The 25,348-nt window shown below is 67.4% G+C and carries 22 protein-coding genes; 13 read left to right on the top strand and 9 right to left on the bottom strand.

What is annotated here, in order from left to right; genetic code table 11:
* Positions 1 to 85: 85 nt before the first annotated feature.
* On the top strand, positions 86 to 2,386 hold the full coding sequence (bamA, locus tag ACFOM8_RS09255; RefSeq protein ID WP_377761070.1) for an outer membrane protein assembly factor BamA: 2,301 nt from the start codon (positions 86 to 88) through the stop codon (positions 2,384 to 2,386).
* Positions 2,386 to 3,015: an OmpH family outer membrane protein gene (locus ACFOM8_RS09260; RefSeq protein WP_377761071.1), complete on the top strand. Its 630-nt coding sequence runs from the start codon at positions 2,386 to 2,388 to the stop codon at positions 3,013 to 3,015. The genes bamA and ACFOM8_RS09260 overlap by 1 nt, the downstream gene beginning before the upstream one ends.
* A gap of 211 nt (positions 3,016 to 3,226) precedes the next feature.
* Here ACFOM8_RS09260 and ACFOM8_RS09265 read toward each other — a convergent pair whose 3' ends face one another.
* The gene (locus ACFOM8_RS09265; RefSeq protein WP_377761072.1) at positions 3,227 to 4,165 is read right to left on the bottom strand and encodes a nucleoside hydrolase; all 939 of its coding nucleotides are present in this window, start codon (positions 4,163 to 4,165) and stop codon (positions 3,227 to 3,229) included.
* Between the two features lie 109 nt (positions 4,166 to 4,274).
* On the opposite strand from ACFOM8_RS09265, the gene ACFOM8_RS09270 reads away from it, so the two are divergent.
* Entirely contained in the window at positions 4,275 to 6,083 is a 1,809-nt protein-coding gene (locus ACFOM8_RS09270; RefSeq protein WP_377761073.1) for an ABC-F family ATP-binding cassette domain-containing protein, read from the top strand.
* Here ACFOM8_RS09270 and ACFOM8_RS09275 read toward each other — a convergent pair.
* Complete coding sequence (locus ACFOM8_RS09275; RefSeq protein ID WP_377761074.1) at positions 6,080 to 7,054, bottom strand: putative zinc-binding metallopeptidase; 975 nt, start codon at positions 7,052 to 7,054, stop codon at positions 6,080 to 6,082. The genes ACFOM8_RS09270 and ACFOM8_RS09275 overlap by 4 nt on opposite strands.
* A 260-nt stretch (positions 7,055 to 7,314) precedes the next feature.
* Between ACFOM8_RS09275 and rplU the strand changes: the two genes are divergently transcribed.
* The 4 genes from rplU to ACFOM8_RS09295 all read left to right on the top strand — a co-directional run bounded on the left by rplU (position 7,315) and on the right by ACFOM8_RS09295 (position 9,750).
* A complete protein-coding gene (rplU, locus tag ACFOM8_RS09280) occupies positions 7,315 to 7,677 on the top strand; it encodes a 50S ribosomal protein L21 (protein ID WP_377761075.1) in 363 nt (120 codons plus the stop codon).
* Positions 7,678 to 7,689: 12 nt separating this feature from the next.
* Positions 7,690 to 7,962, top strand: coding sequence for a 50S ribosomal protein L27 (gene rpmA, locus ACFOM8_RS09285; RefSeq protein WP_377761076.1), 273 nt, complete (start codon positions 7,690 to 7,692; stop codon positions 7,960 to 7,962).
* Positions 7,963 to 8,073: 111 nt separating this feature from the next.
* A complete protein-coding gene (locus ACFOM8_RS09290) occupies positions 8,074 to 8,625 on the top strand; it encodes a GNAT family N-acetyltransferase (RefSeq protein ID WP_377761077.1) in 552 nt (183 codons plus the stop codon).
* Positions 8,626 to 8,769: 144 nt separating this feature from the next.
* Positions 8,770 to 9,750, top strand: coding sequence for an LLM class flavin-dependent oxidoreductase (locus tag ACFOM8_RS09295; protein ID WP_377761110.1), 981 nt, complete (start codon positions 8,770 to 8,772; stop codon positions 9,748 to 9,750).
* A 272-nt stretch (positions 9,751 to 10,022) separates the two neighbouring features.
* Here the strand turns inward: ACFOM8_RS09295 and trpS are convergent, their stop codons facing one another.
* Positions 10,023 to 11,057 carry a tryptophan--tRNA ligase gene (trpS, locus tag ACFOM8_RS09300; RefSeq protein ID WP_377761078.1) on the bottom strand — a complete coding sequence of 345 codons (1,035 nt, stop codon included), beginning with the start codon at positions 11,055 to 11,057 and terminating at the stop codon, positions 10,023 to 10,025.
* 76 nt (positions 11,058 to 11,133) lie between these two features.
* On the opposite strand from trpS, the gene ACFOM8_RS09305 reads away from it, so the two are divergent.
* Together ACFOM8_RS09305 and ACFOM8_RS09310 are read left to right on the top strand one after the other, a co-directional pair.
* A complete protein-coding gene (locus ACFOM8_RS09305; protein WP_377761079.1) occupies positions 11,134 to 11,835 on the top strand; it encodes a rhomboid family intramembrane serine protease in 702 nt (233 codons plus the stop codon).
* A 34-nt stretch (positions 11,836 to 11,869) separates the two neighbouring features.
* Complete coding sequence (locus ACFOM8_RS09310) at positions 11,870 to 12,625, top strand: SDR family NAD(P)-dependent oxidoreductase (protein ID WP_377761080.1); 756 nt, start codon at positions 11,870 to 11,872, stop codon at positions 12,623 to 12,625.
* Positions 12,626 to 12,632: 7 nt separating this feature from the next.
* Here ACFOM8_RS09310 and murJ read toward each other — a convergent pair whose 3' ends face one another.
* Genes murJ through ACFOM8_RS09325 form a run of 3 tightly spaced genes read right to left on the bottom strand, consistent with a single transcriptional unit; the run spans position 12,633 to position 18,172 of the window.
* Positions 12,633 to 14,165, bottom strand: coding sequence for a murein biosynthesis integral membrane protein MurJ (gene murJ, locus ACFOM8_RS09315; RefSeq protein ID WP_377761081.1), 1,533 nt, complete (start codon positions 14,163 to 14,165; stop codon positions 12,633 to 12,635).
* A 3-nt stretch (positions 14,166 to 14,168) separates the two neighbouring features.
* Positions 14,169 to 16,952 (bottom strand): [protein-PII] uridylyltransferase, encoded by a 2,784-nt coding sequence (locus ACFOM8_RS09320; protein WP_377761082.1) that lies wholly within the window; start codon positions 16,950 to 16,952, stop codon positions 14,169 to 14,171.
* Positions 16,953 to 16,954: 2 nt separating this feature from the next.
* Complete coding sequence (locus tag ACFOM8_RS09325; RefSeq protein ID WP_377761083.1) at positions 16,955 to 18,172, bottom strand: penicillin-binding protein activator; 1,218 nt, start codon at positions 18,170 to 18,172, stop codon at positions 16,955 to 16,957.
* An 89-nt stretch (positions 18,173 to 18,261) separates the two neighbouring features.
* Between ACFOM8_RS09325 and rsmI the strand changes: the two genes are divergently transcribed.
* The gene (rsmI, locus tag ACFOM8_RS09330; RefSeq protein WP_377761084.1) at positions 18,262 to 19,152 is read left to right on the top strand and encodes a 16S rRNA (cytidine(1402)-2'-O)-methyltransferase; all 891 of its coding nucleotides are present in this window, start codon (positions 18,262 to 18,264) and stop codon (positions 19,150 to 19,152) included.
* A gap of 2 nt (positions 19,153 to 19,154) precedes the next feature.
* Positions 19,155 to 19,592, top strand: a complete 438-nt coding sequence (locus tag ACFOM8_RS09335; protein WP_377761085.1) for a YraN family protein — start codon at positions 19,155 to 19,157, stop codon at positions 19,590 to 19,592.
* A gap of 335 nt (positions 19,593 to 19,927) precedes the next feature.
* Here ACFOM8_RS09335 and ACFOM8_RS09340 read toward each other — a convergent pair whose 3' ends face one another.
* Together ACFOM8_RS09340 and ACFOM8_RS09345 are read right to left on the bottom strand one after the other, a co-directional pair.
* Positions 19,928 to 20,704, bottom strand: a complete 777-nt coding sequence (locus ACFOM8_RS09340; protein ID WP_377761086.1) for an alpha/beta fold hydrolase — start codon at positions 20,702 to 20,704, stop codon at positions 19,928 to 19,930.
* A complete protein-coding gene (locus ACFOM8_RS09345; protein WP_377761087.1) occupies positions 20,701 to 21,300 on the bottom strand; it encodes a 2-hydroxychromene-2-carboxylate isomerase in 600 nt (199 codons plus the stop codon). The genes ACFOM8_RS09340 and ACFOM8_RS09345 overlap by 4 nt, the downstream gene beginning before the upstream one ends.
* Before the next feature lie 84 nt (positions 21,301 to 21,384).
* Here ACFOM8_RS09345 and ACFOM8_RS09350 point away from each other — a divergent pair, with 84 nt between their 5' ends.
* Positions 21,385 to 22,404, top strand: coding sequence for a ribose-phosphate pyrophosphokinase (locus ACFOM8_RS09350; protein WP_377761088.1), 1,020 nt, complete (start codon positions 21,385 to 21,387; stop codon positions 22,402 to 22,404).
* Between the two features lie 60 nt (positions 22,405 to 22,464).
* On the opposite strand, the gene purD is transcribed toward ACFOM8_RS09350, so the two are convergent.
* Complete coding sequence (gene purD, locus ACFOM8_RS09355; protein WP_377761089.1) at positions 22,465 to 23,721, bottom strand: phosphoribosylamine--glycine ligase; 1,257 nt, start codon at positions 23,719 to 23,721, stop codon at positions 22,465 to 22,467.
* A 62-nt stretch (positions 23,722 to 23,783) separates the two neighbouring features.
* On the opposite strand from purD, the gene xseA reads away from it, so the two are divergent.
* Entirely contained in the window at positions 23,784 to 25,337 is a 1,554-nt protein-coding gene (xseA, locus tag ACFOM8_RS09360) for an exodeoxyribonuclease VII large subunit (protein ID WP_377761090.1), read from the top strand.
* Positions 25,338 to 25,348: the final 11 nt, after the last annotated feature.

Genomic DNA, 25,348 nt, shown 5'->3' on the forward strand with positions numbered 1-25,348 from the left:
GGGCAGGCGGATTGATGCACAAGCTTGGTGCAAAAGAAGGCGCTGAAAACAGCGCCGCTTCAGGCTGACGGCAAGAGGGGCAGCGATGACACGGAAACTGGGCAAGGGCGCGGTCGCGCTGATGACGGCCTTGACGATTGCGGTCCCGGCGACGCTGATCCCAGGGGCCGCGGCGGCTTATGTCTTCAACGACGTGCGCATCGAGGGCGCGCAGCGGGTCGAACCGGCCACCGTGCTGTCCTATGCCAATATCGCGCGCGGCCAGGACGTGTCGGCGGGCGAACTGAACGACGCGCTGCAACGCTTGCAGAATTCCGGCCTGTTCGAAACGGTCGAGATCGTGCCCCAGGGCGGCGTCCTGGTGATCCGGGTCAGCGAATACCCCACGATCAACCAGATCAGCTTCGAGGGCAACCGCCGCATCAACGACGAGCAACTGTCCGAGGTCGTGCAAAGCCAGTCCCGCCGGGTCTATCAGCCCAGCCAGGCCATCCAGGACGCCAACAACATCGCCCAGGCCTATGCCGCGCAGGGCCGCCTGGCCGCCCGCGTCGATCCGCGCATCATCCGCCGCAGCGACAACCGCGTGGACCTGGTCTTCGAGGTCCGCGAGGGCAACGTCACGGAAATCGAGCGCATCGGCTTTACCGGCAACCGCGCCTTCAGCGACCGCCGGCTGCGCAACGTGCTGGACACCAAGCAGGCCGGGATCCTGCGCACCTTTATCCGCCGCGACACTTTTGCGCCCGAACGGCTGCAACTGGACGAACAGCTGCTGACCGATTTCTACCGCTCGCGCGGGTACGCCGATTTCCGGGTGCAGGCCGTGGCGCCGGAACTGGCGCGCGAACGCGACGCCTTCTACATCACCTTCAACATCCAGGAAGGCCCGCGCTATCGTTTCGCGCAGGTCAACACCGTGTCCGAGATCCCGGGCGTCGACGCGGCCGCCTTTGCCGCGCAGAACCGCGTCGGGCGGGGCGATGTCTACAATCCCGCCGCCATCGACAACACCATCCGGCGAATGGAAACGGTGGCGCTGCAACAAGGCCTGAACTTCGTCAACATCGAGCCGCGGGTCACGCGCAATCCGCAAAACCAGACGCTGGACCTGACCTTTGCCGTCACCCGCGGTCCGCGCGTTTTCGTGGAACGCATCGACATCGAGGGCAACACGACCACGCTGGATCAGGTGATCCGCCGCCAGTTCAACACGGTCGAGGGCGATCCCTTCAGCCCGCGCGAGATCCGCAATGCCGCCGAACGCATCCGCGCGCTTGGCTATTTCAGCGATGCCCAGGTCGAAAGCCGCCCCGGCAGCAGCGGCGAACAGGTGATCGTGGATGTGAACGTGGAGGAACAGCCGACCGGATCGCTGTCCTTCGGCGCGTCCTACGGCGTGTCCTCGGGCGTGGGACTGAACGCGTCCTTGCAGGAAAACAACTTCCTTGGCCGGGGCCAGACGGTGGGGCTGTCGATCTCGACCGCGGATGGGGACCAGTCGTCCTCGCTGACCTTTATCGAACCCTATTTCCTGGGCCGCGACCTGCGCTTCGGCTTCAACACCTATTACAACGTCACCGAAAGCCTGAACTCGGACTACAACACCCGGTCGGTCGGGGTGCGTCCGTCGATCGAATTCCCGATCTCGCAGAACGGGCGGCTGGAACTGCGCTATCGCCTGTCCAAGGAAACGCTTGGCGGGGTCGAGGACGACAGCTCGGAAATCCTGCAACGCGAGGAAGGGCAGCGCGTCACCTCGGCGCTCGGCTACAGCTATCTGTGGGACACGCGCATCACCGGGCTGGACCCGCTGACCAGCTACAAGCTGCGCTTTTCGCAGGATTTCGCGGGGCTTGGGGGCGACACGAAAAGCGTGACCACAAGCACCCTGGCCGGCGTGGAAAGCACCGCCTGGCGCGAGGAGGTCACCCTGCGCGCCGAGTTCGAGGCGGGCGCGATCCATTCGCTGGACGACTATTCGACCTGGATCCTGGACCGATACCGCGGCGGCACCCGCATCCGCGGGTTTGAACCCAACGGCATCGGCCCGCGCGACCTGGCGGCCGAAAACGAAGACGGGTTGGGCGGCAACTATTTCTGGGTGGTCCGCACCGAGGCGCAGTTCCCCTTGGGCCTGCCCGAGGAATACGGCATCTCGGGCGGGTTGTTCGCCGATGTCGGCTCGATCTGGGGGCTGGACGACACGGTCGGCACCGGGGGCGAGCCCGTGGACGATTCGATGCATATCCGCGCGTCGGTCGGGGCCTCGCTGTTCTGGACGACGCCGATCGGCCCGCTGCGGTTCAACTTCTCGAAGGCGCTCAAGAAGGAAGACTACGACGAGGAGCAGAACTTCGACCTGACCATCTCGACCCGGTTCTGATGCGGGGGGCGGGGCTGGTCGCGGCTTGCGCGCTGCTTGCCCTGGCGGGCGGCGCCGCGGCGCAGGAGGCGCCGGAAGGCGCCCCGGCCGCGCCGGAACTGCCCTCGCGCACCATCCGCACGCCTGCCGATTCCAAGCCGCTGGCTGCGGCCCCGATCCTCACGGTGGATCAGGACCGGCTGTTCGCGGCGTCTGACTGGGGCAAGCGGACGCAGCGCGTGCTGGAGGAGGAAGGCCGCAAGATCGAGGCAGAGAACGAACGCCTTGCCGCCCAGTTGTCCGACGAGGAGGCCGAACTGACCCGGCAGCGCGGCACGCTGGATCCGGCAGAGTTCCGCAAGCAGGCCGAGGCCTTCGATCTGCGCGCCACCGAAGTCCGGCGCGAGCGCGCCAAGGTGGTGGAGGATCTGAACGCCTGGGCCGAGACGGATCGCGCGGCCTTTTATCGCGCGGCGCTGCCCCTGATGGGCGAGATGATGCAGGAACGCGGCGCGGTGGCGGTGCTGGACCGCCGCACGGTTTTCGTGTCGCTGGATGCCATCGACCTGACGCAGGATCTGGTTGTCCGGCTGAACACGGACCTGGGCGACGGCGCCGGAACCGTGCCCTTGACCGGCAGCACGCCCTAAGCCGGATCGGCGGTCAGCAGATACGGGACGCGCGGTGCAACGCGCTTCCACCAACGGGCGGGATCAGGAAACGCGCGCGTTTTCCCTGCCCCGGGTGATCGGGTTTCATAAGAAATACCGCCATGTCGCGACCAAGCCCGAACGGGTGGGCGTGGCGAAGGCGCTAGCCTTCGCCAGATCGCGTGCGGAAAAGCTGCAAAGCCGGTCCGGCCTAGGGCAGCCGCGCCAGCCGTTCGGTCAGCAGGGCGAAGAAACCGTCCCGGTCCACATGGCGGATGAAAAGCGCATTGGCGGGACGGCCCGTGACGCGCCACCAGTCGGCGACCGTCATGCCGGTGGTGAAGCGGCCTTCGGTCTCGATTTCCACATTGATCTCGCGTCCCCGGAACAGGTCGGGGCGCAGCAGCCAGGCGATGGTGCAAGGGTCGTGCAGCGGGGCGCCCTGGCTGCCGTATTTCTCCTTGTCGAACCGCTCGAAGAAATCTGTCCAACTGGCGACGGCGGGGCCGCAGCGGCCGGGCAGGGCGCGCATTCCCTCGATCCAGTCGCGGGAGGTCAGCGCCTCGTGCGTGGCGTCCAGCGGCATCACCACCAGCGGCGCGCCCGCGGCAAAAACGGCGGCCGCGGCTTCGGGATCGACATAGATGTTGAATTCGGCGGCGGGGGTGACGTTGCCCACTTCGAAATAGGCGCCGCCCATCAGGACGATCTGCTGGACGCGGGTCACGATGTCGGGGGCCTGGCGGAAGGCCTGGGCGATGTTGGTCAGGGGGCCGACGGGCACCAGCGTCACCGTGCCCGCCGGTTCCCGGCGCAGCGTGTCGATGATGAAGTCGACGGCGTGCCGAGGTTGCAGGGCGATGGCGGGATCGGGCAGCTCGATCCCGTCCAGGCCGGTCTGGCCGTGGACGTTTTCAGCCGTCACCAGCCTGCGCGCCAGGGGCTGGTCGCAGCCCGCGAAGACCGGGATGTCGGGGCGGCCCGCCAGTTCAAGGATTTTGCGCGCGTTCCGTTCGGTCAGCGCCAGCGGCACGTTGCCCGCGACCACCGTCAGGCCCAGCACCTCCAGTTCCGGGCTGGACAGCGCCAGCAGGATCGCGACCGCATCGTCCTGGCCGGGATCGGTGTCGATGATAATCTTGCGGGCCATCCAAACCTCCTGAACCGTGCCGCTTTTCTGGGATCCAAACGCCCGGGGCGCAAGCCCCCTGACGTGCGATCCATTGACCGCCCGCGCCCCCCGCGATAGGGCCGCAGCCATGGCACGCGCACCCCTTCTTCAACTGACCGACATTTCGCTGACCTTTGGCGGCGATCCCGTGTTCGACGGGCTGTCCCTCACCATCCAGCCGGGCGACCGGGTGGCCCTTGTGGGCCGCAACGGATCGGGCAAATCCACGCTGATGAAGGTCATGGCGGGCCTGGTCGAGGTGGACCGGGGCGAGGTCGTGGTCAGCGCCGGGGTCTCGACCGGCTATATGGAGCAGGACCCCGACCTGTCGGATTTCGCGACCCTAGGCGAGTTCGCCGCCTCCGGCCTGCCGGAGGCCGAGGCTTATCGCGTCGAAATGGCCGCCGAGGGGCTGAAGTTCGATCCCGCGCGTCCGGTCGATACCGCATCGGGCGGCGAACGCCGCCGCGCCGCGCTGGCCCGGCTGCTGGCGCGGGCGCCCGAACTGATGCTGCTGGACGAACCCACGAACCACCTGGACATCGAGGCGATCGGCTGGCTCGAGGATCACCTGTCCCAGACCCGCGCGGCTTATGTCATCATCAGCCATGACCGCGCCTTTCTGCGCCGCCTGACCCGCGCGACCCTGTGGATCGACCGGGGCGAGGTGCGCCGCCAGGAAAAGGGCTTCGAAGCCTTCGAGGACTGGCGCGAGGCCGTCTGGTCCGCCGAGGACGACGCCCGCCACAAGCTGGACCGCAAGATCAAGGCCGAGGCCCGCTGGGCCGTCGAAGGCATCAGCGCGCGCCGCAAGCGCAACCAGGGCCGCGTCCGCGCCCTGGCCGCGCTGCGGGCCGAACGCGGCGCCCAGATCCGGCGGCAGGGAACGGCGGCAATGGCGCTGGACAGCGGGCCGCAGTCCGGCAGAAAGGTGATCGAGGCCAAGGGCATCGCCAAGGCCTTTGGCGACCGCGTGATCCTGCGGCCTTTCGACCTGCTGGTGAACCGGGGCGATCGGGTGGCCTTTGTCGGCCCGAACGGCGCGGGCAAGACCACGCTGATCAAGATGCTGACCGGAGAGATCGCGCCCGACCAGGGCAGCGTGACGCTTGGCACCAATCTGGAACTGGCAGTCTTCGACCAGACCCGCTCGGCGCTGAACCCGGACCAGACCTTGTGGGAATCGCTGACCGGCGATCCCGACATGCGGGTCTCGGGCCGGGCGGACCAGGTCATGGTGCGCGGCCAGCCCCGTCATGTGGTGGCCTATCTCAAGGACTTCCTGTTCGACGACGCGCAGGCCCGCGCGCCGGTGCGCAGCCTGTCGGGCGGCGAGAAGGCGCGGCTGCTGCTGGCGCGGCTGATGGCGCGCCCGTCGAACCTTCTGGTGCTGGACGAACCCACCAACGACCTGGACGTGGAAACGCTGGACCTGCTTCAGGATCTGCTGGGCGATTACGACGGCACCGTGCTGCTGGTCAGCCATGACCGCGACTTCATCGACCGCGTGGCCGACACCACCGTGGCGATGGAGGGCGACGGCCGCGCCACCGTTTATGCCGGCGGCTGGTCCGATTACCGCGCGCAGCGGGGCGAGGATGCGCCCCCCGCCCCGGACAGCGCGCCGAGAAAACCCGAGGCCGCGCCCGAAAAGCCCAGGGCCGCCAAGGCTGGCCTGACCTTTACCGAACGCCACCGCCTCGATGCGCTGCCCGCCGTGATCGAGCGGCTGGAAGCCGAGATCGCCAAGCTGTCCGAGTTCCTGGCGCAGCCCGACCTGTTCACCACGGCGCCCGCCAAGTTCCAGAAGGCGACCGAGGCGCTGGCCGAACGGCAGCAGGCGCTGTCGAAGGCCGAGGAGGAGTGGCTGACGCTCGAGGAAAAGGCCGACTCCTAGGCGCCTCGTTCCGCATGGCTGCTGATCCAGCCATGCGCGAACTTGATCTTTTCCCGGATCTTCGGCGTCAGGATGAAGGGATACAGATCCGAGTTGTCCAGGGCGCGGTTGATGTCGTTGATGGCGATGGCGACGGCGGCCGCGATGTTCAGCAGGTGGTCGGCGTCGGTGTCGGCGTAAGGCTGGTAGCCGTCGGGCACGCCCGTCATCGACAGGCCCGCGCTGACGAAGCTGTCGGTGAAATCGACCATGTGCAGCAGATGCGCCACCGTCTCGGCCCAGTCCTCGTGCGGGTGGGAGGTCGCATAGGCGGTGATGAAATCCTCGCCCGGATCCTTGGGGTTGGCGTAGTGTTCCTGCAAGGCGGCGTCGTAATCGGCGGTCTCGTCGCCGAACAGCGGACGGAATTCGTCCACGAAGCCCGGCGCCGCCTTGAGCCGGTCGAACAGGAAATGCGCCAGTTCGTGCCGGAAATGGCCGACCATGGATCTGTAGTGCTCGCCCAGCTGGCGCTGGCGCTGGACGCGGATCAGTTCGTCGGCCTCGGTCACGTTGATGACGATTTCGCCGTTGTCGTGGCCCATCATGATCTGCTCGGCCCGCCCGGTGCCGGTGTTTTCGGACAGCATCTGGAAGCGGGGCCGCATCCCCCCGTCCGCATCGGTGAACCATTGCCAGTTCGACAGGTTCGCCAGCACCCAGCGTTTCGCCCGTTCCGCCCGGGCCAGAAGCTGCCGGTTGTCGCCCACGTTCAGAACAGGCACCGTGTCCGACATGGCGCAGGACCGGCACAGCGTTTCGCCCGGAACGGCGGCCCAGTTGCACTGGATGGTGTCGCGGTTGGCGCAGGGTTCGGCCTTGTTCCACATGGCGCGCGCCTCGGGCTCGTAGAACAGGGGCTGGCCGCAGGCGCAGAACAGGTTGTCGAAGTAGACGCGGGTGTTGCAGGCGGGACAGGTGAAACTCTGCATGATGAATTCCTTGGAGGGCTGCTGACAAAACCGTGCCATGTGCCAGGGTTCCATGCCGCGACGGAAATTTCGCGGGGCGATCCGATGCTTGACTCGAGAGCGGGAATCCGCCATATCCACGCGGACCGGCCGGGCGAACGCCCTTGGCCGGTACGTTATTTTGAATCACATCCCATGGGGGATGCGCTGTCCGAAGGCGGGAAACCCCAACGCCAGAGCGATCTGGGGCCATAGGACGCGGCAAGGAAGGAAACGAAGCGATGTTCGCGGTTCTGAAGACGGGCGGCAAGCAATACAAGGTGCAGGCGGGCGATGTCCTGCGCGTTGAAAAGCTGAATGCCGCGGCTGGCGACAAGATCCAGTTCAACGAAATCCTGATGGTCGGCTCGACCCTGGGCGCCCCGCTGGTTGACGGGGCCTGCGTTCAGGCCGAAGTGATCGACCAGATCAAGGCCGACAAGGTCATCACCTATGTCAAGCGCCGCCGCAAGCACAGCTCGCAGCGCACGCGCGGGCATCGCCAGCAACTGACCCTGCTGCGGGTGACCGATGTTCTGGCCGAAGGCGCGGCATCGACCGGCGTGAAGACCGCCGTCGGCGCACGCACCAAAGAAAACGCGTAAGGAGACTGACCCATGGCACACAAGAAAGCAGGCGGTTCGTCCCGCAACGGTCGCGATTCGGCCGGTCGCCGTCTGGGCGTGAAGCTGTATGGCGGCCAGGAAGCCGTCGCCGGAAACATCATCGTGCGTCAGCGCGGCACCAAGTGGTGGGCCGGGACCAATGTCGGCATGGGCAAGGACCATACCCTGTTCGCCCTGACCGACGGTCATGTGACCTTCAAGAAAGGTCTGAAGGGGCGCACCTTCATTTCCGTGATTCCCGCGACCCTCGAAGCCGCCGAGTAACCCGAGCTTAACATTTCGCTGTTACAGGGGGATCGGCGAAAGCCGGTCCCCCGCCTGTTTTCCGGGGGAGGGAAGATGGTCATGTCTGCACCGATGCGGGAGGGAACGCGCTTGGACGATCTGAAGATTTCGGATTCCGCGTTGAACCAGCCCGTTATCGCCACCGAACGGTTCATCCTGCGCCCGCTGCGTCCTTCGGACGCCGGGATGATCGCGCATTACACCTCGGACAAGCGCGTGGCCGAAGGGACGCGGGCGATCCCGCATCCGCTGCCGCCGGGCGCGTCCGAGGCTTTTGTCGCCCGCGCCCTGTCGCCCGACCGGACCGAGGATGTCTGGGCCATCGACGGCTCGGCCAACAAGCTGGCCGAACTGCTGGGCGTGGTCTCGCTGACCCGGATGGAGGGGGATCAGTCCGAACTGGGGTTCTGGATCGGCGCTGGCTTCTGGAACACCGGCTTTGCGACCGAGGCCGTGGATGCCCTGGTCCGCGCCAACCCGCACAAGGCCCGCACGCTGTTCGCCGAAGCGTTCCAGGACAATCCCGGCTCGGCCCGCGTGCTGACCAACTGCGGCTTTGTCTATCTGGGCGATGCGGAAAGCTGGTCAGTGGCCCGCAATGCCCGCGTTCCGACCTGGACCTATCTGCGCAAGATGGACTGAAGGCAAGGGGGCGCTCGCGCCCCCTCTGGCGCGCAAGCGCGCCATTCACCCCCGAGGGTATTTCGGCAAAGAATAAGCCGGTTGCAGAATATGCAGCCGGCCGCTTGCATTTCGGCACGGGGCGCATAACTCGGCGGCATGAGCATTCCGTTTTCCCTTCTTGATCTGTCGCCGGTGCCCGAGGGTTTCGAAGCCCGGGACGCCATCCGCAACACCCTTGACCTGGCGCGCCGGGCCGAGGACTGGGGCTATCGCCGCTTTTGGCTGGCCGAGCATCACAACATGCCGGGCATCGCCAGCGCCGCGACGGCGGTGCTGATCGGGCTGGTGGCGCAGGCGACATCCCGGATGCGGGTGGGCGCGGGCGGCATCATGCTGCCGAACCACGCCCCGCTGACCGTGGCCGAGGCCTTCGGCACGCTGGCGACGGTCTTTCCTGACCGCATCGACCTGGGTCTCGGCCGCGCGCCGGGCGGCGACGGCGCCGTCATCCGGGCGCTGCGCCGCGATCCGATGGCCGACAGCTTTCCGCAGGATGTCGTCGAGCTGCTGGACTATCTGGGACCCGAACGCCCGGGCGCCGCTGTTCGCGCGCTGCCGGGCGAGGGGACGAATGTCCCGGTCTGGATCCTGGGCAGCAGCCTGTTCGGCGCGCAACTGGCGGCGCATCTGGGCCTGCCCTATGCCTTTGCCAGCCATTTCGCGCCGGGCGACATGGAAGGGGCCATTGCCATTTACCGCGACCGTTTCCGTCCCGGTCCCTGGAACGACCGGCCGCAGGTGATGATCGCGATCAACGTCTTTGCCGCCGATGACGCCGAACAGGCGCAGTATCTGCGCACCTCGATGCAGCTTGCCTTTGCGCGGCTGCGGACCGGGATGCCGGGCAAGCTGCCCCGCCCCGTGCGCGATCTGGACGCGGAGATCGGGCCGCAGATGCGGCGCATGGTCGATCAAGCGCTGAAGATCAGCGCGGTCGGCGATTCAGGGCAGGTCAAGGATCAGATGCAGGCGTTGATCGCGCAGTACAGGCCCGACGAGGTGATCCTGACCGGGCAGATCCACGACCACGGGGCGCGCCTGCGCAGCTTCGAGATCGCGGCGGAAGTCATGCGGACGCTATAGGCTGGCAGGATGGCACGCGGCTGTCTTGCGGGCATGGCGGCTGGCATGGTGCTGGCTTGCTGGGTCCGAAAGCTGGCTGGCGGTCCCGCTGGCTGGCCTTGTCGGGATCCGTATACCGCACTTCAATCCCGGGCGCAATAAAAATCCAACAAAATCATATAGTTGATCATTTCAGTCGGGAGTTCGGCAAGCGTCTGAACCGAAAGCGAATTCGATGAAGACAAAGCCGCCGCTGCCTGGGCAGCGGCGGCTTCAGGCACAGGCGGGACGGATCACGGCCGGGTGCGCAGAAGGCCCATGATCTCCTTGGTCCGTTCCAGGATGGGTGTCGCGATCTCGTCCGCGCGGACCGCGCCTTGTCCCAGGATGCGGTCGATCTCTGCCGGATCGGCCATGTGGTCGTTCATCCGCCGCGTGATCGGCTCTAGCGAGGCGACGGCCAGGTCCGCCAGCGCGGGCTTGAAGGCGCCGAAGCCCTGGCCTTCGAACCGCGCCAGAACCTGGTCGGGCGTTTCGTCGGCAAGCGCGGCATAGATGTTGACCAGGTTGCGCGCCTCGGGGCGGTCCTTCAGGCCGTCCGCGCTGCCGGGCAGGGGGTCGGCGTCGGTGCGGGCCTTGCGGATCTTCTGCGCGATTGCGTCGGCGCCGTCGGTCAGGTTGATGCGGCTGGCGTCCGAGGGATCGGACTTCGACATTTTCTTGCTGCCGTCGCGCAGGGACATGACGCGGGTCGCCGCGCCTTCGATCAGCGGCTCGGTGATCGGGAACTGTTCGACGCCATAGTCGTGGTTGAACTTGGCGGCGATGTCGCGGGTCAGTTCCAGGTGCTGCTTCTGATCCTCGCCCACCGGAACGGCGGTCGCCTGATAGGTGAGGATGTCGGCGGCCATCAGCGCCGGATAGGCCAGAAGGCCCAGGCTGACGTTTTCGGTGTTCTTGCCCGCCTTGTCCTTGAACTGCGTCATCCGGTACATCCAGCCGACACGGGCCACGGTGTTGAAAAGCCACGCCATTTCGGCATGGGCCGAAACCTGGCTTTGGTTGAACAGCACCGACCGCGCGGGATCGACGCCCGCCGCCATGAAGGCGGCGGCGGCCTCGCGGATGTTGCGGCGCAGGGTTTCGGGATCCTGCCAGACCGTGATCGCGTGCAGATCCACAAGGCAATAGATCGTCTCGGCCTCGCCTCCCTGAAGGGCCGCGAAACGCTTCAGCGCGCCCAGGTAATTGCCCAGTGTCAGCCCGCCCGAAGGCTGGATGCCCGAAAAGATGCGGGGTTTGAAACGGGTCTTCGGCGTCTCGGTCATGTGCGGGCCTGCTTGGATTTTGCCTGGCCTTGGCTTAGCCCTTGGCCAAAGCGTCCGCAACCGCGAAGGAAACCCGATGCGCCAGGCCATGCCCGTCTCTCCTCTCAACCCGCTGCCTGCGGTTCTCTGGGCGCTGGCTCTGCCTGCCATCGCAGGCGAGATGGTGTTCATGCTGGGCCAGACAGGGCTGATCGGCGGCGCGCAGGGCGTGGGGCTGCGGCTGAACGCGATGCAGATGACCGCCTTCGCGCCGGAAATGGTGCAGCGCATGTGGCAGCTGCGCGCGGTCGATTGGGACCAGGCTTACCGCATCCTGTCCTACAGCTTCGTCAATACCTCCTTCACCCATGCGCTGTTCGTGGTCGTTTTCACCCTGGCGCTTGGCAACATGATCGCGCGAGAGTTCCGCCCCTGGGCCGTTGCGGCGCTGTTCCTGGGATCGGCCATCGGCGGGGCTCTGGTCTACGCGGCGGCGGTTTCGGTGCTGCCGGGGCGGCCGGGGCCGCTGATCGGCGGCTATCCGGCGGTCTACGGGCTGGTCGGCGCCTTCACCTTTCTGCTGTGGTCGCGGCTTGGGGCGGTTCATGCCAACCGGATGCGCGCCTTTGCCCTGATCGGAATGCTGCTGGCCTTCCAACTGGTCTTCGGCATCGTCTTCGGCGGCGCGGGCTATGGCTGGATCGCCGAGATCGCGGGCTTCGGCGCGGGCTTCCTGCTCAGCTTCGTGCTGGTGGATGGCGGGGTGCAGCGGGTCTTGCGCCAAATCCGGCAGCGGTGAAAATGACCGCATCGCGTCAAGGAAAGGGCATCGGATGAAGATCGATTTCGCGGGCAGGACGGGTATCGTGACGGGCGCCGCATCCGGCATCGGCAAGGCCGTTGCCGAAGGCTATGCGGCATGCGGCGGCACGGTGATCGTGTCGGACCTGAGGCAGGAGGCGGCGCAGAAGGTTTCTGACGCCATCACCGCCGCGGGCGGCAGCGCCCTGGCCTTTGCCGCCGATGTGGCCTTGGAACGGGATGTCGAGGCCCTGGTGCGCTTTGCCGAGGACCGGACCGGATCGCTGTCCCACATCGTCAACAATGCCGGGATCGGCGGGGCGCAGGCGCCCACCGGCGAATACCCGGTCGACGCTTGGAGAAAGGTCATCGACGTGAACCTGACCGGGGTGTTTCTGGGGATGCGCTTTGCCATTCCCGCGATGAAGCGGGCCGGGGGCGGTGCCATCGTCAACGTGTCGTCGATCCTGGGTTCGGTGGGGCTGGCCAATTCGCCGGCCTATGTCGCGGCCAAGCACGGCGTGAACGGCCTGACCAAGGCCGGCGCGCTGGAACATGCGGGCGACGGGATCCGGGTGAACGCGGTCGGGCCGGGCTTCATCGGCACGCCGATGCTGGACGAGAGCCTGGACAGGCAGACGCTGGATCATCTTGCCACGCAGCATGCGTTGCAGCGGTTGGGCACCGCGGACGAGGTGGCCTCGCTGGTGCTTTACCTGCTGTCGGATCTGGCCAGCTTCGTCACCGGATCCTATCACCTGGTGGATGGGGGCTACACCGCGCGATAGACCGGCGTCAGCGCCCCCGCCGGACCGCCGCCTTGAGTTCGGACAGGCGATAGGCCCGCGTCGCGAAGCTGAGCGTGAAATAAATCGCCGCGCCCCCGAAGACCAGCACCGCCAGCCCGGGCACGCGGGCGACCTCCGCCCGCTCCAGCCAGCCCATGATCGTCCACAAGGCCCCGGCCATCAGGGCCGAGGACAACAGGATCAGCGGCGTCTTGCGGCGCAAGCGGTCGTCGGCGCGGGCCGCGTCGCCCATGGCGCGGGTGCCCCACCACAGCTGCGCGACCATGATCCAGGCGGCGACGGTGGTGCCAAGGGCCGCCGCCAGAAAGCCCAAGGCCGGCATCAGCCCGAAGGCCACGACCGCGTTCACCACCATCGACCACAGGGCGTAGCGGAACGGGGTCTTGGTGTCCTCGCGGGCGAAATACAGCGGTTGCAGGATCTTTTGCAGCACAAAGGCGGGCAGGCCGAAGGCATAGACGATCAGCGCGCGGGCCGTTTGCGTGGTGTCCTCGGCCGTGAATTCGCCGCGCTCGAACAGGGTGCGGACCATGGGTTCGGCGATCACGGCGATGGCGAAGGCGGCGGGCAGGGTCAGGAACAGGCCGAATTCGGTCGCCCGGGAATAGGCGGACTGGCCGCCCGCGTGATCGCCCGCCCGCAACCGGCGCGACAGTTCGGGCAGCAGGACCACGGCCACGGCGGCGCCGACCACGCCCAGGGGAAGCTGGTACAGGCGGTCGGAATAGGACAGCCAGGAAATCGCGCCCTCGAAATGGCTGGCGACCTGGCGGCCGACCAGCAGGTTGATCTGCACCACGCCCCCGGCGAATGCGGCGGGCAGCGCCACGGCCAGAAGGCGGCGCATGTCGGGGGTCAGGCGCGGGCGGCGGGGGCGGAAGGACCAGCCGGTGCGATGCGCGTCCCACCAGACCAGTGCCAGTTGCGCGATCCCGGTCAGCGGCGTGGCCCAGGCCAGGGTCAGGCCCACGTCCCAGCCTTGCCACCACGCCACGGCCATGGCGGCGATGAACAGCAGGTTCAGCAGCACCGGCGCGGCGGCGGCGGCGGTGAAGCGGCCGTTGGCGTTCAGCACGCCCGAGATCATCGAGGCCAGCGAGATGAGCAGGATATAGGGGAACATGATGCGGCCGTACTGCACGGCCAGCGGGAACCGCTCGTCCCCCGCAAAGCCCGCGGCCATCAGCCAGACCAGCCCCGGCATGAAGACCATGGCGACGGCGGACAGGATCAGCACGGCCATCAGCAGGCCCGAGAACGCCTCGGACGCGAAGCGTTGGGCGTCTGCGCGGTTGTCCAGCTTCTTGGCGAACATCGGAACGAAGGCCGTGTTGAACGCCCCCTCGGCGAAGAACCGGCGGAACATGTTGGGCAGCGACAGGCCCACGAAAAAGGCGTCCGCCACCGCGCCGCTGCCCAGCCAGGCGGCCATCAGGATGTCGCGGACAAAGCCCGAGACGCGCGACACGAAGGTCCAGATCCCCACCGAGAGGAACCCGCGCACCAGTCCCGATTTCATGATCTACGCCTCTGCCCGTTTCGCCCCGTCGGCAATAGCCGCGCGCAGCTTCTTTTCCAAGGCGTCGCGCTTGGCGTCGCTGTGCAGTTTCAGGCCGAACATGTCCTTGACATAGAAACTGTCCACCACCTGCGCGCCAAAGGTCGCGATCACGGCGCTGACGATCTGGATGTGGTTCGCCGCCAGGGTCCGCGTCAGGTCGTAAAGCAGGCCCGGGCGGTCGCGGGTATCGACCTCGATGATGGTGTAGATGTCGCTGCCTTCGTTGTCGAAGGTCACATGGGTGGGGAACTTGAACTCGCGCGTGCGTTTCTTGGGCTTGTCGCGGGTGGCGAAAGCCTCGCGCGCGACGATCTCGCCCTTCAGGATGCGCAGGATCTTCTGGTGCAGCCGGGGCATCCGGGTTTCGTCGAAGGGGCTGCCGTCGGGATCCTGGACCCAGAACACCGCCGTGGCAAAGCCGTCGCGCGTCGTATAGGTCCGCGCGTCCACGACATTCGCGCCCATCAGCGTCAGCGCCCCGCAAAGCCGCGAGAAGATGCCGGGATGGTCGGCCAGCACGAAGGCCGCGCGCGTGGCGTCGCGGTCGGGATCCGCGCGCAGGTCGATGCGGATTTCGTCGGGGCCGATCCCGCTCAGCAGTTCGGCGAATGTGGCCTGCGTTTCGGTCGGAAGGCCCGACCAGTAGTTGTCGTAATGCCGCCCAAGCTCGGACCGGATCGCCCGGGCGTCCCACCCCTTGGCGATCAGCATGTGGCGCAGGCTGCGCTTGGCCTCGCTTTGGCGGCGGTCGCGGTTCAGATCCTCCAGCCCGTTTTCCAGGACGGCGGCGGTTTCCTGGTGCAGCTTGCGCAGCAGCGCGGCCTTCCAGTTGTTCCAGGTGCCCGGTCCGACGCCGCGGATGTCGCAAACGGTCAGCACCAGCAGCATGTCCAGCCGCTTGCGGGTCTTCACCGCCTTGGCGAAGTCGCGCAGGGTGCGGGGGTCGGCGATGTCGCGTTTCTGCGCCACGTCCGACATCAGCAGGTGATTGCGGACCAGCCATTCCACCGTGTCGATGTCGTCCTGCGGAAAGCCGAAGCGCGCCGCGATCCGCCGCGCCAGCCGCGCCCCCAGGATCGAGTGATCCTCGCGCCGGCCCTTGCCGATGTCGTGCAGCAGCACCGCCAGATACAGGACGCGGCGGTTGATGCCCGATTCCATGATCTCGCTGGAAAGCGGCAGATCCTCGGGATGCTCGCCCCGCTCGATCTCGGCCAGGGCGGCGACGCATTGGATCGAATGTTCGTCCACGGTGTAGTGGTGATACATGTTGAACTGCATCATCGCCACCACCGGCTCGAATTCCGGGATAAAGGCGGCCAGCACGCCCAGTTCGTTCATGCGGCGCAGGCCGCGTTCGGGATTGCCGTGCTTCAGCAGCAGATCCATGAAGATGCGCGTGGCTTCCGGGTCGGCGCGGACCTTGTCGTCGATCAGATCCAGATTGGCCGCGACCAGGCGCATCGCGTCGGGGTGGATCAGGATGCCCGTGCGCAGCGCCTCCTCGAACAGGCGCAGGATGTTGAGGGGATCCTTCAGGAACGCGGCCTCGTCGGTGATGCCCAGGCGGCCGTGATTGTCGGCAAATCCGGCCCGCATCTTGCGGCGGCGGCGGAACAGCCTGCCCAGAAAGGGGGCGCTGCGGACATGGCGCGCTTCAAGCTCGGTCAGAAAGACGCGGGTCAGTTCGCCCACATGGGTGGCATGGCGGAAATAGTCCTGCATGAAATACTCGACCCCGCGCCGGGCCGAGGTGTCCTTGTAGCCCATGCGGCGCGCCACCTCGACCTGCATGTCGAAGGACAGCACATCGACGGGGCGGCCCGCGATCAGGTGCAGGTGGCAGCGCACGGCCCAAAGGAAATCCTCGGCCTGCCAGAAGGCCAGGTGTTCTTCCCGCGTGAACACGCCGAGATCGACCAGTTCGACCGCCCGGTCTACGCGGTGGATGTATTTCGCGATCCAGTAAAGCGTCTGGAGATCGCGCAACCCGCCCTTGCCTTCCTTGACGTTCGGCTCCAGGACATATCGCTGCCCGCCCTGCCGCTGGTGGCGGGCCGTGCGTTCTTCCAGCTTTGCCTCGATGAACTCGGGCACGGTTTTCGAGAACAGCTCGACCCACAGGCGTTCGCGCAATTCCTCGGCCAGGGGCGCGTGGCCCGTCACCAGCCGGTGTTCCACCAGCGAGGTGCGGATCGTCATGTCGCCCGCGCCCAGGCGGATGCACTCGTCCACGCTGCGGATGGAATGGCCGATCTTCAGCTTCAGATCCCACAGGATGTACAGCATCGATTCGACGACGCTTTCGGCCCAGGCGGTGATCTTCCACGGCGTCAGGAACAGCAGGTCCACATCCGAGGCGGGCGCCATCTCGGCCCGGCCATAGCCGCCGACGCCCAGCACGGCCAGCCGCTCGGCCTCGGACAAGGATCGCTGCGGGTGCAGATGGGTGGTCGCGACGTGGTGGGTGGCGATGACGATGCCGTCCGTCAGGCTGGCAATGGCGCGCACGGTTTCACGCGCGGCGCGGGGATGGCTGGCAAGCCCCGCCTCGATCGCCGCCATGGCCTTGGTTCGCGCTTCGGACAGCAGCGCCACGGTGCGGGCGCGGATGTCCTTGCGTTCGGTCATTCCGGCAAGCGCCTGATCCAGGACCGGCAGGAAACCGGCGGGGTCGAAGATCGGATGCGCCCCGGGCAGGGCCGGGGCGCTTTGCCGGACCGTCGCGTCGGGCAGGTCGGCCAAGATCAGAACCCGAAGCCGCCGCCAAAGCCGCGCGGCGCGGGATCCAGGATCACCAGCCGGTTGCCGCGCAGGGTGGCCACGGCCAGCGCCCGGTCCGAGGTGCCGTCCGGCCGCAGCCGGAAGACACCGCCCACGCCCGCAAAGCCCGCGTTCTGGGTCAGCCCGGTCGTCGTCAGCGCATTGCGCTTGCCGCTGCGCGCCAGCGAGGCGACGGCGGCCACCCCGTCATAGGCCAGGCTCGCGAGTTCGTGGGGCTGTTCGCCATGGGCGCTGCGATAGCGCGCGTCGAACTGCGCCTTCAGGCCCTGGTCCGGGATCGCGAACCAGCCTTCCTGCAACTGCGGCATCCCGATGCGGTCGGCGGGCTGGTCCCAGCGGGTCAACCCCATCATCTGCGTCACGGGCGAGCGGACGCCGGCGGCCGCCAGCTTCTCGGTCAGGTAGGGCAGCACGGCCTGGTTGTTGGCGGTCATGAACACCGCGTCGACTTGGCCCGACTGCGCGGCGGCCACGATCTGCGGCGTCACGGCGTCGATCCCCGTGATCGAGACGGGGTGGTTGCTGCGCCCCGCCAGGCGGGCGCCGTTGCGGGCGATGGCGGTCTCGATGGCGCGGCCGCCAAGCTGGCCTGCAACGTCATCCTCGGCCACGACATATATGTCGCGCTTGCCCTGGCGGGCGGCATAGCCCACCAGCCGGTTGGCGACATTGGCGAAGCTGTTGCCCAGGATAAAGACGTTGCCGCCCGCGATCTCGGCATTGTTCGAGAATGTCAGGACGTTGATGTTGCGCGGCCGCATGGCGTTGCCGACGGCGTTGGCGGCCTCGGCGAACAGCGGGCCGACGATGATCTGGGCACCCGCGTCGGCCGCGGCATTCGCCTGCGCCACGGCCTGCGCGGTGCTGGTGCCGGTGTCATAGACGCGCAGGTCGATATTGGCGCCCTGCGCATCCGCAGCCGCCATCCGCGCGGCGTTCTTCAGGCTGCGCGACAGCCATTCCAGATCGGCCGATCCGCTGCCGCCCGGAGCCAGCAGGGCCACGCGCACCGGCTCGCCCGGGTTGATCAGGGGGCCGATGGCAGGGCCGCTGACCGTCGTTGTCTGCGATCCGCCCGTGGGCTCGCAGGCTGCCAGGACAAAGGCGGACAGGATGGCTGCGGCCCGGGCAACGACGCGGCGCAATCCGGTGGCGGGCCGGGTTGTGGCGGAAACGACCATATGAAACTTCCCTGCTGTGAGGTATCGGCGAGGTGCGGGCAGCCTAGGACCAACCGGCTGGCTTGGCAATCAGTCGAAAGGAAAACGCCATGGACATCCAGCCCCCGCAGCGCCTGACCGCCCATGTCGAGGCAAGGCCGCTCGACACCGGCCTTTACCTGGTGGCGACGCCCATCGGCACGGCACGCGACATCACCCTGCGGGCGCTGGACGTGCTGAATGCGGCCGAGGTTCTGGCGGCCGAGGATACGCGCGTGCTGCGCCACCTGCTGGACATCCACGGCGTTCCCCTGCGCGGGCGGCGCGTGCTGCCCTATCACGACCACAACGGCGACCGCGCCCGTCCCGCGCTGCTGGCGGCCCTGGCCGGAGGGGCCAGCGTCGCCTATGCCTCGGATGCCGGGACGCCGCTGGTGGCCGACCCGGGCTTCCGCCTGGCCCGGGAGGCGGCGGGGGCAGGCCACCGCGTCCACGCCATTCCCGGCCCCTCGGCGCCGCTGGTGGCGCTGAGCCTGTCGGGCCTGCCCAGCGACCGCTTCCTGTTCGCAGGCTTTCCGCCTTCGACCAGAGGCGCGCGCATGGCATGGCTGCGGCAATGGATGGCGGTGGACGCGACCCTGATCCTGTTCGAAAGCCCCCGGCGCGTTAACCAAACGTTGGAAGAGATGTGCGAGATTGATGCGAATCGCGTTACGGTGGTGGCGCGGGAACTGACCAAGAAGTTCGAGGAGGTGATCCGCGGCACCGCCGCCGAACTGGCCAGGGATCCGCGCATGGCCGCCCTCAAGGGCGAGGTCGTGATGCTGGTCGACCGGCCGGGTGCCGTGGAGGCCGATGACGATGCGATCCGGCAGGCCCTGCGGGTCAGGCTGGGACGGATGACGGTGAAGGACGCCGCGAAAGAGGTCGCGGCGGAACTGGGATTGGCACGGCGCGATGTTTATCAGATCGCGCTGTCGCTGGGTCAAGGCGAGGAGTGATCATGAGCTATGCCAAGGCAGGGGATTTCGATCGGGCGCTGCCGGTCACGCCCCGCGTCGTGTCGGCTGCGCGCCGTTCGCGCGGGCGGCTTGCCCATCTGTCGGGAACCTTGGCCGAGGATAGCGTCGCCCGCATTCTGGAGGGCAGGGGAATGACGATCCTGGCCCGGCGCTGGCGGGGCAAGGCGGGGGAAATCGACCTGATCTGCCGGACTGGATCATGCCTGGTTTTTGTCGAGGTCAAGCAGTCCGCGACCCATGGCGAGGCTGCGCAGCGGTTGGGCGCCGCCCAGCAAGGCCGCATCATGCATGCGGCGCTGGAATACTGCGACAAGGAAGGTCATGCACCCTTGCCGGAAATGCGCTTCGACGCGGCCCTGGTCGACGGGCAGGGCCGCGTCGAAATCCTCGAGCGGGCCTTCGAGGAAGCCTTCGCTTGATCCATGCCTTGCCGTCTGCGGCCGGATCAGCCCAATCATCGCGTCGTTTCCCGATAACTTGGCTCTGAAGTTGGTTTAGTAGTTGCGGATGCAACGGTCTGGCCGTCACCCAGTCGGAATTTGCCAGGGATCACGGCTGCTGTTTTCAACGTTTGCGGATCAGGGCACGATGTGTTCGGGCGAGGGTCCGCGTGCCATCCGCCGGTTTGTGACCTTTCCTTTGCCTCTTGTTGTCGGCCCTGCGGTTCATGTCGCGGTCGGCATGCGGGATGTCGAGGGTGGCGCCATTCAACGGGCTGGCAGGCCGTCGGCGCGGTCCGCCACGACTTCGCCGTCTAAGCGCGGTCGAGATTGACGGCGATCAGACCGGCGGTTTCGTCTGGATGGGTCAGCGGCAGCATGTGGGCCGCTCCGGGAACGGTGGCGCGGCCGACATCGGCAAGGCGTCCCGCCAAGGCTTCGGCAATGTTGTGGATGACTCCCGGGGATCGCTCTCCGGCGATGATCAACACGGGGGCGTCGATGGCCTCCAGCCCGCCGTCGCGCAGGATGTTCGCGTGGTCGCGGGTCAGGGTGTCGTCCGTAGCGGCCACCAGACGGATCTGGTCGGTCATCATCCTCTGGGCAGGCGAGGGCAGGGCGTCAAAGGGCTGCGCCCCCCAGATGTCGATAAAGGCCCGGGCGGCATCCTCGACGCGGCCCTGGGCCAGATGTCCGGCAATGATCCGGCCGCGGTTCCGCTGCTCTGCGTCTGGCGCTGCGGCAAACAGCACCGGCTCGATCAGGGTCAGGCTGCGGATCGCCTCGGGCGCGGCGATGGCGATGCGCAGGGCAACGGTCGCGCCCAGGCTGTGGCCGATCAGATCCAGTGGCCGGTCGATGAAGCTGGCCGCGATCCGCGTCACGGCGGTGTGGAAATCCGGGCCCTCGGTCCCGTTCATCCAAGGGCCGCTGCGGCCATGCCCCGGCATGTCGAAGCCCGTCAGATCGACGCGCCCCTCCAGCCGCCGGGCGATCGGTCCCCAGTAGCCGGCGCTGCCCATCATGCAATGCAGCGCCAGCGCCGGACGATCCTTGTCGCCCGGCCAGTGGCGCTTGTGGATGCCGGTCATAGCGCCGACAGGTGCCGGTCGAGGAAGTCCAGCCGGTCCTGGCCCCAGAACTTCTGCCCGCTTTCCCGCACTACGTAGAAGGGCGATCCGAAGACCCCCGCTTCGACCGCCTGTTCCAGGTTGCGGCCGTAGGTCTCGGCGCCGATGAACAAGCCTTTATCGGCCAGCGCGGGATCGAAGCCATGCGTTCCCAAGATGTCGCGGATCACGGCGTCGTCGCTGATGTCGCGCTCCTCGGCCCAGACGGCGCGCAGGAAGCCCTGCACCAGCCCGCCCAGGTCGCCGCCGCCCGTCCCTTGCGCGGCGATGATCGCATAGGACGACGGCGCCATGTTCACCGGCCAATGGGCGGGCTTCACGTTCAGCGCCATTCCCAGGCGATCGGCCCAGCGGGGCAGTTCCTGAGCGCGATACTCCATCCGGCTGGGGTGGCGATCGGCCGGGCGGACCCCGCCGGTGCGGTCGAAAAGCTGTAGGATGTCCAGCGGCTTGTAGGTGATCGCCGCGCCGTGCCGGGCGGCGATCCGTTCCAGCCGGTCGCCCGCCAGATAGGCCCAGGGGCTGATCGTTCCGAAATAATAGTCGATGTTGGCCATAACGAACCTTCGCAGTTTGCCCGCAGGCTAGCCCGGTGCTAAGGCGTGCGCAATCTGGCGAATCCCCGCGAAAAGGCCCCATCCATGCCCGTCATGACCGAACCCAAGCTGATTTCCGGCAATGCGAACCGGACCCTGGCCGCCGCCATCGCGCGGCGGATGTCGATGCATCGGGGTATGAACGTCAGCCTGTGCGACGCGCGGGTCGAGCGGTTCAACGACCAGGAGATCTTTGTCGAGGTGTACGAGAACGTCCGGGGCGAGGACATGTACATCATTCAGCCGACCTCGAATCCGGCCAACGACAACCTGATGGAACTGATGGTGATGACCGATGCGCTGAAGCGGTCGTCGGCGGCGCGCATCACGGCGGTGATCCCTTATTTCGGCTATGCCCGGCAGGACCGCCGCGCCAAGGCCCGCACGCCGATCAGCGCCAAGCTGGTCGCGAACCTGCTGACCGAAGCCGGGATCGACCGCGTGCTGACGCTGGACCTGCACGCGGCGCAGATCCAGGGCTTTTTCGACATTCCGGTGGACAACCTTTATGCCGCGCCGGTCTTTGCCCTGGACGTGCAGCACCATTTCCGCGGCCGCATGCAGGATCTGATGGTCGTGTCGCCCGACGTGGGCGGCGTGGCGCGGGCTCGTGAGCTTGCGACGCGGATCGGTGCGCCTTTGTCCATCGTGGACAAGCGCCGCGAGAAGGCGGGCGAAGTGGCCGAAATGACCGTGATCGGCGACGTCGAGGGCAAGGTCTGCATCATCGTGGACGACATCTGCGACACCGCAGGCACGCTGGTGAAGGCCGCCCAGACCCTGACCGACAGCGGCGCGACCGAGGTTCACGCCTATATCACCCATGGCGTGCTGTCCGGCCCGGCGGTCGAGCGGGTCAGCAAGTCGGTGATGAAGTCGCTGGTCATCACCGATTCGATCCAGCCGACCGATGCGGTGAAGTCCGCGCCGAATATCCGCATCGTTCCGACCGCGCCCATGTTCACGCAGGCGATCCTGAACATCTGGAACGGCACCTCGGTCAGCAGCCTGTTCGAGACGGATACGCTGCTGCCGATCTACGAGGGGCTGTATTCGTCCATCTGACGGCCCGCTGCTGGCCCCGTCGGATGCCTCCGGCGGGGGTATTTGGGCAATGAAGAAGCGTCAGAGCGCGCGCCAGCCGATGTCGCGGCGGCAAAAGCCTTCGGGCCAGTCGAGGGCATCAACCTGGGCATAGGCGCGCCGATGCGCCTCGGCCAGGGTCGCGCCGCGTCCGGTGCAGGCCAGGACACGGCCGCCCATGGCGACGGTCTGGCCGTCTCGGCTGGCGGTGCCGGCGTGAAAGGTCATGGCGAAACTGCTTTCAGGCAGATTGTCCAATCCTTTGATGGTGCTGCCTTTCCGGTAAGCGCCCGGATAGCCTTGCGCGGCCATCACCACCGTCAGGGCGTGATCGTCCGCCCAGTTGACGGTCATGCCGGACAACCGTCCCTCGGCGCAGGCCAGCAGCAGATCCAGCGCCTGCCCGCCAAGCCGCATCATCAGCACCTGGCATTCGGGATCGCCGAAGCGGACGTTGTATTCCACAAGCCGGGCACGTCCGTCCTGGATCATCAGACCGGCATAAAGGACGCCCTGGAACGGCATTCCGCGCGCGGCCATCTCGGCCACGGTGGGGCGCACGATCCGCGCCATGACCTGTTCCTGCAAGGCCTCGGTCAGGATAGGGGCGGGGCTATAGGCGCCCATGCCGCCGGTGTTCGGCCCGGTGTCGCCATCGCCCGCGCGCTTGTGGTCCTGGGCGGTGCCGACGGGAAGGCAGTCGGTGCCGTCGCAGAGAACGAAGAAGCTGGCCTCCTCGCCGGCCATGAACTCCTCGATCACCAGCGACATCTCGCCGAACTCGCCGTCGAAGATGGCGTCGATGGCCCCGTGCGCCTGTTCCACGGTTTCGGCCACGGTGACGCCCTTGCCGGCCGCCAGGCCGTCGGCCTTGACCACGATGGGGGCACCTTGCGCGGTGACGTAATCGCGGGCGCTTGCGGCGTCGGTGAAGCGCGCCCAGGCGGCGGTGGGCGCCCCGCAGGCGTCGCAGATCTCCTTGGTGAAGGCTTTGGACGCCTCCAGTTGCGCGGCGGCCTGGGACGGGCCGAAGACCAGGAACCCGGCATCGCGCAGCGCGTCCGAAACGCCGGCGGCCAGGGGCGCCTCGGGGCCGATCACCACGAAGTCTATGGCGTTTTCCTGGGCGAATTCCAGAACTTCGGCACGCGACAGGATGTTCAGGTCGGCGCATTCCGCGACATTGGCGATGCCCGCGTTGCCCGGCGCCACAAGGAGGCGGTCGCATTTCGGGTTCTGCCGTATAGCCCAGGCCAGCGCATGTTCGCGCCCGCCGCCGCCGAGGATCAGGATGTTCATGGGCCGCCCTTTCGCTTCTGGTCGCGGCGTTCTAGTGTGGCGCGGCGAAGGGAACAAGACGCATGGATTTGCTGGAAGACGCGCCGGGCAGCAACGCCCACGAATTCACGGTTTCCGAGCTGTCGGGCGCGGTCAAGCGCAGCCTGGAGGATCAGTTCGGCCGGGTGCGCGTGCGCGGAGAGATCGGCCGGGTGTCGCGCCCGTCATCGGGGCACGTCTATTTCGACCTCAAGGACGATCGCAGCGTGCTGGCCGCCGTGACCTGGAAAGGGCAGGCGGGCAAGCTGGCGCAGCGCCCCGAGGAGGGGATGGAGGTCATCGCGACCGGCCGCATCACCACCTTTCCGGGCCAGTCCAAGTATCAGCTGATCGTCGACCAGATCGAACCGGCAGGCCTTGGCGCGTTGATGGCGATGCTGGAAAAGCGCCGCCAGACGCTTGCGGCCGAGGGACTGTTCGACGAGGCCCGCAAGCGTCCGCTGCCGTTCCTGCCGCGCGTGATCGGGGTCGTGACCTCGCCTTCGGGCGCGGTGATCCGCGACATCCTGCACCGGCTGCGCGACCGCTTTCCGACGCATGTGCTGATCTGGCCTGTGGCCGTGCAGGGCGAAGGCTGCGCGCCCCAGGTCGCGGCGGCGATCCGGGGCTTCAACGACGTGCCGCCCGGCGGGCCGATCCCGCGACCGGACCTGCTGATCGTCGCGCGCGGCGGCGGCAGCCTCGAGGATCTGTGGGGCTTCAACGAGGAAGCCGTGGTTCGCGCCGCTGCCGAAAGCCGGATCCCGCTGATCTCGGCCGTGGGGCACGAAACGGATACCACGCTGATCGACTTCGCGTCGGACCGCCGGGCGCCCACGCCGACCGCCGCGGCGGAGATGGCGGTGCCGGTGCTGGCGGAACTGTCGGCGCGGTTGGCCGAATCGCAGGCCCGGCTGATGCGGTGCAGCCGGCATCACATCGACCGCCCCCGGCAGCGGCTGCGGGATCTGTCCCGCGCGCTCGGCCGTCCCGGCGCGTTGACCGAGGGCGTACGGCAGCGGCTGGATCTGTGGGCCGGGCGACTGGAACCGGCGCTGCACGGGTTGGTGCGGACGCGCAGGCACCAGCTTGCCTTGCGGCCCATGCCGGTGGCGCTGCTGCGGCGGTTCACGGACCGCAAGGCCCATGCGCTGCACGGGTTGGAGCACCGGCTGGACTCCGCTGCAATCCGGCGGCTGGAGCGGCGGCGCGACCGGATGACGGCGATGGGGGAACGGCTGGATACCTCTTTGGCCAGGGTGATGGCCAGCACGCGGCGGGCGATCGCGCAGCAGGATCAGCGGCTGGCCGATCTGGCGCGGCGGCTGGAACAGGCCGTGCAGCGGGCGATCCGCAACCGCGACCAGGCGATGCAGCGGGTGGACCGGCTGCGCCTGTCGCTGGGCTACAAGGAAACGCTGAAGCGCGGCTTCGTGGTGGTCCACGGCCCCGAGGGGGTGCTCACATCGGCGCAGGCCGCTCGCCAGACGCCGCAGATGGACCTGGAATTCGCCGATGGCCGCGTGACGGTCCGCCCGGAAGGCGCGCCCAAGCCCGCGCGCAAGGCCAGGCCGCCGGAACAGAAATCCCTGTTCTGATCTTCACCTTT

It is taken from the genome of Paracoccus angustae (assembly GCF_042648745.1).
GTDB lineage: Bacteria > Pseudomonadota > Alphaproteobacteria > Rhodobacterales > Rhodobacteraceae > Paracoccus > Paracoccus angustae.